This is a genomic window from Burkholderia seminalis (assembly GCF_001718535.1).
GTDB lineage: Bacteria > Pseudomonadota > Gammaproteobacteria > Burkholderiales > Burkholderiaceae > Burkholderia > Burkholderia seminalis.
Genome location: NZ_CP013398.1, coordinates 733687 through 747354, shown reverse-complemented (window position 1 = coordinate 747354; position 13668 = coordinate 733687). Strand labels below are relative to the sequence as shown.

Here is a 13668-nt window from a genome sequence, read left to right as displayed (position 1 = left end):
ACGTGCTCGGGGCACGGGACCGGACGGCTCTCAATTATAGCGGGCCGCCCCTTGCCGTTCGGCCGACTGTCGGCGCGGGCGGCATGACGACATGATGACGGGGCGGGATCAGGCTGCCGATTGCAGGCTATTGCTGGCTCAGCGTGAGCGACAGCAGGCGCGCGGTGATGTCGACGATCGGTATCACGCGGTTGTACGCCATCCGGGTCGGGCCGATCACGCCGAGCGTGCCGACGATCTTCCCGTTCACCTCGTAAGGCGCGGTGACGACGCTCATTTCCTCGATCGGCACGAGCGTCGATTCGCCGCCGATGAAGATCTGCACGCCCTGGGCGTGGCTCGACACGTCGAGCAGTTGCAGGAGGCCCGTCTTTTGGTCGAACACGTCGAACAGCTTGCGCAGCCGCGCCATGTCGGACGACAGATCCGCCACTTCGAGCAGGTTGCGCTCGCCGGAAATCAGCACGGTGTCCTCGGTGTCGGGCACCTCGGTACTGGCCGTCACGGCCGCGTGCATCAGCGTGGTCATGTCGCCGCGCAGCTGGTCGATCTCGTCGCGCAGGCGGCGGCGCACCTCGTCGAACGACAGGCCGGCGAAATGCGCGTTGATGTAGTTGGACGCCTCGGTCAGCTGCGACGGCGAATAGTCGCGCGGCGTCGCGAGCATGCGGTTCTGCACGTCGCCCTCGGGCGTGACGATGATCAGCAGGATGCGCTTGTCGGACAGGCGCATGAACTCGATCTGCTTGAACACGTGGCTGCGGCGCGGCGTCAGCACGACACCCGCGAACTGCGACAGGTTCGACAGCACGCTCGCGGCGGCGGCGACCACCCGCTGCTGCGGCTCGCCGGCCTGCAGCGTGTGCTGCACCTGCCGCGCGACGGCCTCGGCGTCGATCGGCGCCTCGACCGTCAGCATCGTGTCGACGAACAGCCGATAGCCGCGCGGCGTCGGCACGCGGCCGGCCGACGTGTGCGGGCTCGACACGAGGCCGAGCTCCTCCAGGTCGGACATCACGTTGCGGATCGTAGCCGGGCTCAGCTCGAGCCCGGAGTAACGGGACAACGTGCGCGATCCGACTGGCTGACCGTCGGCGATATACCGTTCGATCAGGGTTTTCAGGAGGGTTCGTGCGCGAGGATCTAGCATGGTGGAAAATTTTAGCGCAACCGCGCGACCGCGGCGAGTGGCGTCGGCCACCATTGCGCGGGCCGGCCCGATCCGGCCCCGTCGGCGCACAGCCGGTTCTTTTCGTCAACGAGCTATGGTGTAATGCCGGCATGAAAACCGGTAATCAGTTCAATACTGTCGCGCTCGTCGGCCGGAGCAACACGCCCGGCATCGCCGAACCGCTCGCCACGCTGGCCGCCAGCATCGCGAAGCTCGGCTTCGAGGTCGTGTTCGAAGGTGACACCGCGCGCGAGATCGGCATCACCGGCTACCCGGCGCTCACCCCGGCCGAAATCGGGGCGCGTGCGGACGTGGCGGTCGTGCTCGGCGGCGACGGCACGATGCTCGGCATCGGCCGCCAGCTGGCGCCGTACCGGACACCGCTGATCGGGATCAACCACGGGCGGCTCGGCTTCATCACGGACATCGCGGCCGCCGACATGCACGCGCTCGTCCCGGTGCTGCTGTCCGGCAAGTTCGAGCGCGAGGAGCGCGCGCTGCTCGAGGCGCGGATCATGCGCGACGGCGAACCGATCTACCACGCGATCGCGTTCAACGACGTCGTCGTGAACCGCAGCGGCTTCTCCGGGATGGTCGAGCTGCGCGCGTCGGTCGACGGCCGGTACATGTACAACCAGCGTTCCGACGGCCTGATCGTCGCGACGCCGACCGGCTCGACCGCCTACGCGCTGTCGTCGGCCGGCCCGATTCTGCATCCGCAGCTGGCCGGCGTCGTGCTCGTGCCGATCGCGCCGCACGCGCTGTCGAACCGGCCGATCGTGCTGCCCGACGACTCGAAAATCGCGATCCAGATCGTCGGCGGGCGCGACGTCAACGTGAACTTCGACATGCAGTCGTTCACGTCGCTCGAGCTGAACGACACGATCGAGGTGCGCCGCTCGAAGCACACGGTGCCGTTCCTGCACCCGATCGGCTACAGCTACTACGCGACGCTGCGCAAGAAGCTGCACTGGAACGAACACGCCTCGAACGAAGACGACAAGGCGTCCTGACGCCGCTCCGCCCGACACCATGCTCCGTCACCTCTCGATCCGCGACTTCGTCATCGTCGCCGCGCTCGATCTCGAATTCGACAGCGGCTTTTCCGTCTTTTCCGGCGAGACCGGCGCCGGGAAATCGATCCTGATCGACGCCCTTGCCCTCGCGCTCGGCGAACGCGCCGACGCGAGCGTCGTGCGCACCGGCTGCGGCCGCGCCGACATCACGGCCGAATTCACGCCGCACGACCGCGTCGCGCGCTGGCTCGACGAACACGCGTTCGACACCGAGGACACCGTGATGCTGCGCCGCGTGATCGACGCGAACGGCCGGTCGCGCGCGTTCATCAACGGCACCAGCGCGACGCTCGCGCAGCTGCGCGAACTCGGCGAAATGCTCGTCGACATCCACGGCCAGCATGCGCATCAGCTGCTGATGCGGCCCGACGCGCAGCGCGAGCTGTTCGACACGCACGCGGGGCTCGTCGCCGATGCGGCGAACGTCGCGCGCGCATGGCGCGTGTGGCGGGACGCGACACAGGCGATCGACGCCGCGAAGGCGCACGAGCGCGAACTGCAGCTCGAACGCGAAAAGCTCGCGTGGCAGCTCGCCGAACTCGACAAGCTCGCGCCGCAGCCCGGCGAATGGGACGAAGTCAGCAACGAGCACAAGCGGCTGTCGCATTCGGCGAACCTGATCGAGGGTGTGCGCGGCGCGCTCAACGCGCTGTCCGAATCCGACGACGCGATGCTCGCGCAGCTCGGCGCGATCGTGTCGAAACTGCGCAGCCTGGCCGACTACGACACCGCGCTCGGCGACGCGCTCGCGTCGCTCGAACCGGCCGAGATCCAGCTGCAGGAAGCCGTCTATTCGCTGTCGCACTACGCGCAGCGCGTCGATCTCGATCCCGAGCGGCTCGCGCAGGTCGAGACGCGTCTCGATGCGCTGCACTCGACCGCCCGCAAGTTCCGGCTGCCGCCCGACACGCTGCACGAGGAACATGCGGCGCGCCGCGCGCAGCTCGCCGCGCTCGACGCGGCAGCCGATCTCGGCGCGCTCGAGGCCGCCCAGGCGAAGGCGCGCGAAGCCTATCTCGCCGACGCGCGGCACCTGTCCAAGGCGCGCGCGCAGGCCGCGAAGGCGCTCGGCACGGCCGTCACGGCCGGCATGCAGGAGTTGTCGATGGCGGGCGGCAGCTTCGAAGTCGCGCTCGTGCCGCTCGCCGACGGCGGCCCGCACGGGCTCGAACAGGTCGAATTCCGCGTCGCCGGGCACCCCGGCGTGCCGCTGCGGCCGCTCGCGAAGGTCGCGTCGGGCGGCGAGCTCGCGCGCATCAGCCTCGCGCTCGCGGTCATCGCCAGCGCGGCGAGCCCGACGCCGACGCTGATCTTCGACGAAGTCGACACGGGGATCGGCGGCGGCGTCGCCGAAGTGGTCGGCCGTCTGCTGCACCAGCTCGGGCGCGACCGCCAGGTGCTGTGCGTGACGCACCTGCCGCAGGTCGCCGCGCGCGGCGACCATCACTTCCAGGTCGCGAAGGGCGCCGACGATCGCGGCGGCACCGTGTCGACGGTCGTCGCGCTCGACCGCGCCAGCCGGATCGAGGAAGTCGCGCGGATGCTCGGCGGGCTCGAGATCACGGCCACGACGCGCAAGCACGCGAAGGAAATGCTGGCGGCCTGACACGGCCGTCGGCCTGCGCCGCTCCAGCCCGGCGCGCTCGCGATACGCGGCGGACGGTACTACGCGCGTCGAAACCGCGCCCGCCCTGCCTTCGTTCAAACGCCCGTTTCAACCGCACCGAACACGCGCGCCCACAGCGCCGTCACGGCCGCCCGCTCGTCCGCCACCACGGCCGGATCGACGCGCGCCTTCTCCATCCCGTCGAGCCGCAGCTTGTGCTGCAGCTTCCGGTACTTGCGGTACGCGGCGCCGACGCGCTCGGCCTCGTCCTCGCCCATCAGCCCGAAGCGCGCGACCTCGCGCAGCAGCGCGATGTTGCCGGTATTGCGGATCAGCTCGGCGTCGCTCGACGCGTGTAGCAGCACCCAGTACTGGACGATGAACTCGATGTCGACCATCCCGCCGCGATCGTGCTTCAGATCGAACAGCTCGGTCTGGTTCGGATGGCCGGCAAATACCTTCTCGCGCATGTCGACGATCTCCTTCGCGAGCACGCCGCCGTCGCGCGGCGTGGTCAGCACCTGCTGGCGGATCGCCTCGAAGTCCTCGCCGATCCGCGCATCGCCCGCGCTGTAGCGGGCACGCGTCAGCGCCTGGTGCTCCCACACCCATGCCGTGTTCGCGGCGTCGCCCTCGCGCAGCTGGTAGCGGCGGAACGCATCGAGATCGGTGACGAGCAGCCCGGCCTCGCCGTTCGGCCGCAGGCGCAGGTCGATGTCGAACAGCGCGCCGGCACCGGTCGCGGTCGTGAGCCACGTGATCAGGCGCCGCGTGAAGGTCGTGTAGACGTCCGCCGAGCGCTCGTCGGGGTCGTCGTACAGGAAGATCAGGTCGAGATCGGACGCGTAGCCGAGTTCCTTGCCGCCCAGCTTGCCGTACGCGATCACCGCGAACTTCGGCACGTCGCGATGGCGTTTCGCGAGCTGCGACCAGACGACTTCGATCGTCACGTCGAGCACCGCGTCGGCCAGCTCGGACAGCCGGTCGCTCACATGCTCGACCGACAGTTGCCCGGCCAGGTCGATCAGCAGGATCCGGAACACCTCGGCGTGCTGCGCATGGCGCAGCAGGTCCATCTGCTGCTCGGGGCCGTCGGCCGCCGCGAGGCGCGCGCGCAGCGCGTCCTTGAACGCGGGCCAGTCGAACGGGCTCGCGATCACCTCGTCGTCGAGCAGTTCATCCAGCAATTGCGGGTGGCGGATCAGGTAGCCGCCGCCCCAGCGCGTCGCGCCGAGCACCGACAGCACGCGATCGAGCGCGGCCGGATATTCGGTCAGCAGCGCAAGATAAACGCCGCGCCGGCTGACCGTCTCGAGCAGGTCGAACAGGCGCACGATCGTGTCGTCGCGCCGCGCGGCATCGATCGTCGGCGCGGCGTCGAGCGCCCGCTGCGCGACGCGGTCGAAGCGCTGCCGGCTCTTTTCGGGCAGGCCCATGTAGCGCGTCGATTGCCAGATCGCACGCAGCCGCGCGAGCACGGCGGCCGGATCGGCGAAGCCGAGGCCGTCGAGGCGCGCGACCAGCGCGTCGTCCTCGCCGTCGTCGCCCAGCGCGCCGCTCCAGATCCATGCGGCGGCCGTGTCGTCACCCGCCGCGCAAGGGCCGCCGCCCTTCACCTTGTCCGCGAAGATCTGGTCGAACTGCGCCTCGACGAAGTTCCGGTGCTCGTCCAGCACCGTCATCAGCGCCGCGTAGTCGGCAAAGCCGAGCGAGGCGGCCAGCGCCGCGCGTTCGTCGGACTCGACCGGCATCGCATGCGTCTGCGCGTCGTTGCGGTACTGCAGCCGGTGCTCGAGCGTGCGCAGGAAATTGTAAGCATCGGTCAGGCGGGCGCGCACGTCCTCGCCGATCAGCCCGCGCGCCTGCGCATGACGCAGCACCGCGAGCGTCGGCCGCACGCGGAATTCCGCATCCTGGCCGCCGCGGATCAGCTGGAACACCTGCGCGCTGAACTCGATCTCGCGGATCCCGCCGCGCCCGAGCTTGACGTCGTCGGCCTTGTCGGGCCGCATCGACGCGCGGCGCGCGGCTTCCTGCCGGATCTGCTGGTGCAGCGAACGGATCGCGCCGATCACGCCGAAATCCAGATAACGGCGGTACACGAACGGCTTGACGAGCGACTCGAGCTGCGCGGCGAGCCGCTGCGCCGCGTCGCTGGCGCCTTCCGACACGAGCCGCCCCTTGATCCATGCGTAGCGCTCCCACTCGCGCCCCTGCACGTAGAAATATTCCTCGAGCATCCCGAGGCTGCACACGAGCGGCCCCGAATCGCCGTTCGGGCGCAGCCGCATGTCGACGCGAAACACGTAGCCGTCGGCCGTGACCTCGGACAGCACGCCGATCAGGCGCCGGCCGAGCCGCGTGAAGTATTCCTGCGTGGACAGCGGCGAACGCGTGCCGCCCGTCGTCTCGCCGTCGTCCTCGTAGACGAAGATCAGGTCGATGTCCGACGACACGTTCAGCTCGCGGCCGCCCAGCTTGCCCATCCCGACCACGCCGAGCACGACGCGCTGGCCGTCGGCGCCGCGCGGCTCGCCGTACAGCACCTCGAGTTCGGCCGACAGCAGCGCGAGCGAGCGCTGCACGGCCACTTCGGCGAGATCGGTCATCGCGCCCGTCACCTCGGCGACGTCGGCCAGCCCTCGCAGGTCGCGCTCCGCGACCGCGCCGAACGCCTCGGCGCGCAGTTGCCGCAGCGCGCGCTTCAGTTGCTCCTCGGTCGGCGCGGCCGTGCCGGCCGGCGTCGCGAGCAATTCGGTGAGGCGTGCATCGAGTTGCACGCGGCCGAGCGGCGCGACCGCCCACGCGGCAACCTGCTCGGCGAGCGCGGGCCGTGCGGCGGCCGCGCGGGCAAGGTAGCGGGAATAGGACGTGCTGATCAGGGCGGAAGCGTCGGTCATCGAGAAGCGGGCCTGGCGGAACGGCCGGCCGGCGCGGGCCGGCGTGTGCGCGCCCCGCTGCCGGCCGGCCTCGTGAACTCGGCGCGGCCTCGCGGGACGCTCGCGCGTCCGCCGCGGCACCGCGCGCCGGAAAGCCCGTGCCGCGCTGCCGCAACGGCCGCCGGCACGAACCCGTGTGATACATTTCAACGTCAGTCTGCAAAACTACCATATCGCCGCCCGTCCGCCGCATGTCCGACCGTCAGGAATCCGCCGTAGCTGCGCCCGAAGCGGGACCTCCGAAGCACGATCATCCGGTCCTGCGTCGCGTGTTCAGGGTGACGCTGGCAGTCGGGATCGGCACCTACTTCGTCGCGTCCGGCGCCTTCCTCGGGCTGCGCTACGTCCTGCTGCCCCGCATCGACGAATTCCGCCCGCGCATCGAGCGCGCGGTGTCCGACAAGCTCCACGCGCAGCTTTCGATCGGCAGGCTTTCCCCGAACTGGTCCGGCATGCAGCCGGGCGTCGAACTCACGAACCTGACGATCCGCGGCCGCGACGGCAAGGTCGCGCTGTCGGTGCCGCACGCGACGGCCGCGCTGTCGTGGATGTCGCTGCTGCGGCTGTCGCCCGCGCTGTCGAGCCTGATCGTCGACCAGCCCGACCTCGTCGTCGCGCGCGCGGCCGACGGTTCGCTGAGCGTCGCGGGCGTCGGCGTGGCAACCACCCACGGCGGCAGCGACACGTTCGGCACGTGGCTGCTGAAGCAGGAAGCGATCGTGCTGCGCGGTGGCACGCTGCGCTGGCGCGACGCCCAGCACGACGCGCCGGAGCTCGTGCTGTCCGGCATCCGGCTCGCGGTGCTCAACAGCGGCCGCGTGCACAAGGCCGCGCTGCAGGCGCCCGCGAACGGCACGCTGCTGCTCGGTCCGCTCGATTTCCGCGCGCGCTTCAGGCACAAGCCGCTCGCGCCGATCGGCAAGCCGTCGAACTGGACCGGCGACGCGTACCTGTCGACGGGCCCCGTCGACCTGCAGACGCTGACGCGCTACCTCGACGTGCCGCTGACGATTCACGCGGGCCGGATCGACAATGCGATCTGGGCGACCTTCGGCGACGGCCACCTGCGCGCCGCGGGCGGCGACCTGCAGGGCGCCGACGTCGCGCTGCGGGTGCGCCCGACGCAGCCGCGGCTCGACGTGCCGACGGTCGGCTTCGGCTGGGACATGGTGCTCGACGCCGGTCACGACTACACGCTGCACCTGACGCGCTTCAACGCGGAGCTCGGCCAGCCGCCGCTGCCGGACGGCACGCCGCTCGCGCGTTCGCTCGCGCTGTCGACGCTGACGGCGCGCTACCGCGTGCCGACCGCGACGCAGGGCCAGTTGATCAGCGTCGTGGGCGACCGCGTCGATCTCGGCATCCTCAGCGAGTTCATCCGCGGGCTGCCGCTGCCGGCGCGCCTGCGCAACGAGCTGATCAAGATCGACCCGCGCGGGATGGTGTCGAACTATCACATCGAGGTCGAGCGCGCGAAACCCGCGCGGCCCGACCTCGCCGACGAAGAGCGGCGCATGGGCGCCGCGCCGATCGTCCGCTACCGCTTCCTCGGCGATCTGCAGGGCATCAGCTTCGCGGCCCAGGAGCCGCCGCCCGGACTCTCGCCGCGCGGCCACCCGCGCGCCGGCTGGCCGGGTATCGAGAACCTGTGGGGCCGCGTCGACGCGAACGAAACGGGCGGCAACGCGCATTTCGACACGGTCCAAGCGGCCGTCACCGTGCCCGGCGAATTCGACGAGCCGCGCCTGACGTTCGACCGGCTGCGCGGCAACGCAAAATGGACGATCACGCCCGCGCCCGGCGAGAAACACGCGCGCGTCGACGTATCGCTGCCCGACCTGCTCGTGTCGAACCCCGATGCCGAAATCGCGGTGTCGGGCTCGTACTCGAACCCCGGCCACGGCCGCGGCACGCTCGACCTGCGCGCCGATTTCGCGCGCGCGTCGGTGGCGCGCATTCCGCGCTACCTGCCGACCGGGATGTCCGAGCACCTGCGCGACTATCTTGGCCACGCGCTGCAGGACGGCAAGGTAACCAAGGGCGCGTCGATCGTCGCGCGCGGCCCGCTCGAGAAATTCCCGTTCGAGCACGAGCCGGACGCCGGCGTGTTCCATATCGTCGCGCCGTTCACCGGCGGGCGCTTCGAGCCGACGCCCTACCCGCCGCGCAAGCTCGCGAACGGCACGCCGAGCGTCTGGCCCGCGCTCGACGGAATCGACGGCGTGTTCGAGCTCAAGCAGAACAAGCTGCGCTTCGACATCGACCGCGCGCACTACAAGCGCGTCGCGCTGACGAAGGTCGCGGGCCGCATCGACGATCTCGGCAATCCGTCGCACTCGCCGCTGATCATCGACGGCCATGCGCAGGGCCCGCTCGCCGACCTGATCGATTACGCGGACAACAGCTCGCTCGGCACGATGAGCGGCCATATCGGCCAGCGGATCGACGCGCAGGGGCCGGCATCGCTCGGGCTCAAGATCACGATTCCGCAGCACGTCGCGCATCCGCATACGCACGTCGAAGGCGCGCTCGCGTTCGGCGGCAACACGCTGTCGACCAGCGGCGTGCCGCCGCTGTCGGCGCTGCGCGGCAGCGTCCGCTTCACCGAGGCCGGCGCGTCGCTGCACGGCCTGTCGGGGCGGTTCCTCGGCGGCCCGGTGCGCGCGAACGGCAACTTCCGGTCGCACGGCCCGTACACGGTGGACGTCGACGGCCGCCTCGCGCTCGACGCCGCACGCGGCCTGAACCTGCACGGCGCGGCCGCCGCGCTGCTCGAGCACGTGGTCGGCGACGCGCCGTACAAGGTCGCCGTGCGCGGCGCGCCGGGCCGCCTGCCCGACATCCACGCGCAATCCGACCTGACCGGCGTGGCGCTGAATTTCCCCGCGCCGTTCGCGAAGCCGGCCGGCACGCCGATGCCGTTCAGCTTCACGCTGCAGCCGGCGCCGCAGGCGGACGGCAAGCGCCTCGAACATGCCGACCTGACGCTCGGCCCGGTGTCCGCGACCTACCTGCTCGACGCGACGCGTGGCCAGCCGCTGCGCGCGGTGCGCGGCGCGATGGGCATCCACCGGATGCCCGACATGCCGCAGGACGGCGTGAGCGCGGCCGTCGACGTCGGCGAACTGGACGCCGACGCGTGGCTCGCGCTCGCCCACACGCTGCAGCCCGACACGCCGCGCGCACCGGAGCCGCAGGGCGCGCCGCGCGTCGATTTCGCGAGCTTCGCGCCGAAGCGCTTCGCGCTCCACTTCGGCACGCTGAAACTGCTCAAGCGCAACTGGGAAAACGTGATCGTCGGCGCGTCGCACGTCGACGATCTCTGGCAGGCGAACATCGCGTCGAACCAGGTATCGGGCTACCTGTCGTGGGCGCCGGGCGGCGGCCACAACGGCGCGGGCGTGCTGAATGCGCGCCTCGCGAAGCTCGTGGTGCCGCAGAGTTCGCAGCACGACCTCGTCGGCCGCGCGATGAACCTGCCGACGCCGACCGACCGCCCGATGCCGTCGATCGACCTGATCGTCGACCAGGTCGTCGCGCGCGACCACGACATCGGCCGTCTCGTCGTCAACGCGCGCAACATCGACGAAGACGGCACGCCCGTGTGGCAGCTCGACAAGCTGGAGCTGTCGAACCCGGCCGCGAAGCTCACGGCGACCGGCAACTGGCGCACGTCGCGCCGCGCGCTCGCCCGCGGCGCCGACGAAAGCGAAGCGCCGCGCCGCAGCGTGTTCGATTTCAAGCTCGCCATCGACGACGCCGGCGCGCTGCTCGATCGCGTCGGCCTGCCGCGCACGCTCGAGCGCGGCCACGGCACGGTGACGGGCAAGGTCGGCTGGCGCGGCGGCCCGACCGCGGTCGACTTCCCGACGTTCGGCGGCCAGGTCGCGCTCGATCTCGAACACGGCCAGATCCTGAAGGTCGATCCGGGCGCGGCCAAACTGCTCGGCGTGCTGAGCCTGCAGAGCCTCGCACGCTTCCTGACGCTGAACTTCCGCGACGTCATCGGCAAGGGCCTGCCGTTCGACAAGATCACCGGCACGAGCCGGATCTCGAACGGGATCGCGCGCACCGACGATTTCTCGATGATGACGGGCCCCGCCAACGTCACCGTACGCGGCGCGGTCGATCTCGGCACCGAGACGCAGGACCTCCATGCGCACGTCGCGCCGAAAATCAGCGCGGGTGCGGCCGCGATCGGGGCGGCCGTCATCAACCCGCTGCTCGGCGTCGGCGTGCTGGCCGCGAACTACGCGCTGTCGGAGACGCTGTCGCGCGCATTCGCGCTCGACTACGCGATCACCGGCTCGTGGGCGCACCCGCACATCGAGCGGGTGCGGGGCGATCAGGGTAAGATGAATCACGGTCCGGCCGATCCGGCGCATCCGGGTCAGTGAGCCGATGGCGCCGGGCCGCACCCCATTTATGACGCAACCGATCCCGCGATGACCGACCACACCCGTTCCGCCACACCCTTCCGGGTCGCCGCGCTGCAGATGGTGAGCACGCCGGACGTCACACGCAATCTCGCCGAAGCGGGCCGCCTGATCGCGGAAGCCGCCGGCGAAGGCGCGCAGCTCGTATTGCTGCCCGAATATTTTTGCTTCATGGGCCACCGCGACACCGACAAGCTCGCGCTCGCCGAACCGTACCGGGACGGCCCGATCCAGCGCTTCCTCGCGGACGCCGCGCGCCGCCACGGCATCTGGGTGATCGGCGGCACGCTGCCGCTGAAGGCGCCCGAGCCCGATCGCGTGCTGAACACGACGCTCGTATTCGATCCGTCCGGCAGCGAAGCCGCGCGCTACGACAAGATCCACCTGTTCAACTTCGAGAAAGGCGACGAATCGTTCGACGAGGCCCGCACGATCCGCGCGGGCGACACGGTCGTCGCGTTCGACGCGCCGTTCGGGCGGGTCGGCCTGTCGGTCTGTTACGATCTTCGCTTTCCGGAGCTGTATCGCCGGATGGGCGACTGCGCGCTGATCGTCGTTCCGTCGGCATTTACGTATACGACGGGCCGCGCGCACTGGGAAACGCTGCTGCGCGCGCGGGCCGTCGAGAACCAGTGCTACGTGCTCGCGGCCGCGCAGGGCGGCAAGCACGAGAACGGCCGGCGCACCTGGGGCCACAGCATGCTGATCGATCCGTGGGGCGAGATCGTCGCGGTCCGCGATGTCGGCGCCAGCGTCGTGCCCGGCACGATCGATCCGCAACGCATTGCCGAGGTGCGCCAGAGCCTGCCCGCATGGCGGCACCGCGTACTGACCTGAATCCGCCGCGCCGCTTGAAACGCCGCGCGGCCCACCCATCTGCCCAGCAGCACCCGACAACTTTTTGAGAACCCCCGATATCCGCATGAACATCATCGAACCCGGCATCCGCAACCTCGCGCTGGCGAAGGACATCCTGCTCACGCCGTACGGCCTCGACGAAAGCCTGCTCACGCGCACGATCGCCGACATCTTCACGCATCGCGTCGACTACGCGGACCTGTACTTCCAGGCGACCCGCAGCGAAGCGTGGAGCCTCGAGGAAGGCATCGTCAAATCGGGCAGCTTCAGCATCGACCAGGGCGTCGGCGTGCGCGCGGTCGCGGGCGACCGCACCGCGTTCGCGTACTCGGACGACCTGTCGCCGGAGGCGATCGCGCAAGCCGCTGCCGCCACCAAGGCGATCGCGGCAGCCGGCGGCGGCCGCCAGAAGATCAAGGCGGCCAGCTCGCTGAAGGGCATCTCGGGCCGCGACCTGTACCTGCCGTCCGATCCGCTCGCGTCGCTCGACGCGACGGCCAAGGTCAAGCTGCTCGAGCGCATCGAGCAGATGGCGCGCGGGCGCGACCCGCGCGTCACGCAGGTGATGGCCGGCCTCGCCGGCGAATACGACGTCGTGCTGGTCGCACGCAGCGACGGCGCGCTCGCCGCCGACATCCGCCCGCTCGTGCGCGTGTCGGTCACGGTGATCGCCGAGCAGAACGGCCGCCGCGAAATCGGCTCCGGCGGCGGCGGCGGCCGCTTCGACTACGGCTACTTCACCGACGAAGTCCTGTCGCGCTACGTCGACGACGCCGTGCATGCGGCGCTCGTCAACCTCGACGCGCGCCCCGCGCCGGCCGGCGCGATGACGGTCGTGCTCGGGCCGGGCTGGCCGGGCGTGCTGCTGCACGAAGCGATCGGCCACGGCCTCGAAGGCGACTTCAACCGCAAGGGCTCGTCCGCGTTCGCCGGCCGGATCGGCGAGCAGGTCGCGGCCAAGGGCGTGACGGTGGTCGACGACGGCACGCTGCCGAACCGCCGCGGCTCGCTGAACATCGACGACGAAGGCAACCCGACGCAGTGCACGACGCTGATCGAGGACGGCATCCTGAAGGGCTACATCCAGGACACGCTGAACGCACGCCTGATGAAGATGCCGGTCACGGGCAACGCGCGGCGCGAATCGTACGCGGCGCTGCCGATGCCGCGCATGACCAACACGTACATGCTGAACGGCGACAAGGATCCGCAGGAAATCATCGCGTCGGTGAAGAACGGCCTGTACGCGGTGAACTTCGGCGGCGGCCAGGTCGACATCACGAACGGCAAGTTCGTGTTCTCGGCGTCCGAGGCGTACATGATCGAAAACGGCAAGATCACCTACCCGGTGAAGGGCGCGACGCTGATCGGCAGCGGCCCCGAATCGCTGAAGTACGTGAGCATGATCGGCAACGACATGTCGCTCGACACGGGCGTCGGCGTGTGCGGCAAGGAAGGCCAGAGCGTGCCGGTCGGCGTCGGCCAGCCGACCCTGCGGATCGACAAGATGACGGTCGGCGGTACGGCATAACCGCATCGCGGCGCAGACAATCCGCGCATTTCGGGTGAAACGCGCGGATTG

General features: G+C 70.3%; 7 protein-coding genes. 5 read left to right on the top strand and 2 right to left on the bottom strand.

The window, feature by feature from the left end; all coding sequences use genetic code 11:
- Positions 1 to 127 precede the first annotated feature (127 nt).
- A complete protein-coding gene (gene hrcA, locus WJ12_RS03335) occupies positions 128 to 1150 on the bottom strand; it encodes a heat-inducible transcriptional repressor HrcA (protein ID WP_034187164.1) in 1023 nt (340 codons plus the stop codon).
- Between the two features lie 131 nt (positions 1151 to 1281).
- On the opposite strand from hrcA, the gene WJ12_RS03330 reads away from it, so the two are divergent.
- Together WJ12_RS03330 and recN are read left to right on the top strand one after the other, a co-directional pair.
- Positions 1282 to 2184, top strand: a complete 903-nt coding sequence (locus tag WJ12_RS03330; RefSeq protein WP_034187163.1) for an NAD kinase — start codon at positions 1282 to 1284, stop codon at positions 2182 to 2184.
- Positions 2185 to 2203: 19 nt separating this feature from the next.
- The gene (gene recN, locus WJ12_RS03325) at positions 2204 to 3853 is read left to right on the top strand and encodes a DNA repair protein RecN (RefSeq protein ID WP_034187162.1); all 1650 of its coding nucleotides are present in this window, start codon (positions 2204 to 2206) and stop codon (positions 3851 to 3853) included.
- Between the two features lie 95 nt (positions 3854 to 3948).
- Here recN and glnE read toward each other — a convergent pair whose 3' ends face one another.
- Complete coding sequence (gene glnE, locus WJ12_RS03320; RefSeq protein WP_059557323.1) at positions 3949 to 6753, bottom strand: bifunctional [glutamate--ammonia ligase]-adenylyl-L-tyrosine phosphorylase/[glutamate--ammonia-ligase] adenylyltransferase; 2805 nt, start codon at positions 6751 to 6753, stop codon at positions 3949 to 3951.
- Positions 6754 to 6983: 230 nt separating this feature from the next.
- Between glnE and WJ12_RS03315 the strand changes: the two genes are divergently transcribed.
- From WJ12_RS03315 to tldD, 3 genes are all read left to right on the top strand, one after another.
- Positions 6984 to 11189 (top strand): YhdP family phospholipid transporter, encoded by a 4206-nt coding sequence (locus tag WJ12_RS03315; protein ID WP_059557325.1) that lies wholly within the window; start codon positions 6984 to 6986, stop codon positions 11187 to 11189.
- 48 nt (positions 11190 to 11237) lie between these two features.
- Positions 11238 to 12065 carry a carbon-nitrogen hydrolase family protein gene (locus tag WJ12_RS03310; protein ID WP_059557327.1) on the top strand — a complete coding sequence of 276 codons (828 nt, stop codon included), beginning with the start codon at positions 11238 to 11240 and terminating at the stop codon, positions 12063 to 12065.
- A gap of 85 nt (positions 12066 to 12150) precedes the next feature.
- Entirely contained in the window at positions 12151 to 13617 is a 1467-nt protein-coding gene (gene tldD, locus WJ12_RS03305; RefSeq protein WP_034187158.1) for a metalloprotease TldD, read from the top strand.
- Positions 13618 to 13668 lie beyond the last annotated feature (51 nt).

Excerpts from the sequence above, each read along its gene's own strand:
- hrcA (WP_034187164.1), bottom strand. The coding sequence starts at position 1,150 with ATGCTAGATCCTCGCGCACGAACCCTCCTGAAAACCCTGATCGAACGG.
- WJ12_RS03330 (WP_034187163.1), top strand. The coding sequence starts at position 1,282 with ATGAAAACCGGTAATCAGTTCAATACTGTCGCGCTCGTCGGCCGGAGC.
- recN (WP_034187162.1), top strand. The coding sequence starts at position 2,204 with ATGCTCCGTCACCTCTCGATCCGCGACTTCGTCATCGTCGCCGCGCTC.
- glnE (WP_059557323.1), bottom strand. The coding sequence starts at position 6,753 with ATGACCGACGCTTCCGCCCTGATCAGCACGTCCTATTCCCGCTACCTT.
- WJ12_RS03315 (WP_059557325.1), top strand. The coding sequence starts at position 6,984 with ATGTCCGACCGTCAGGAATCCGCCGTAGCTGCGCCCGAAGCGGGACCT.
- WJ12_RS03310 (WP_059557327.1), top strand. The coding sequence starts at position 11,238 with ATGACCGACCACACCCGTTCCGCCACACCCTTCCGGGTCGCCGCGCTG.
- tldD (WP_034187158.1), top strand. The coding sequence starts at position 12,151 with ATGAACATCATCGAACCCGGCATCCGCAACCTCGCGCTGGCGAAGGAC.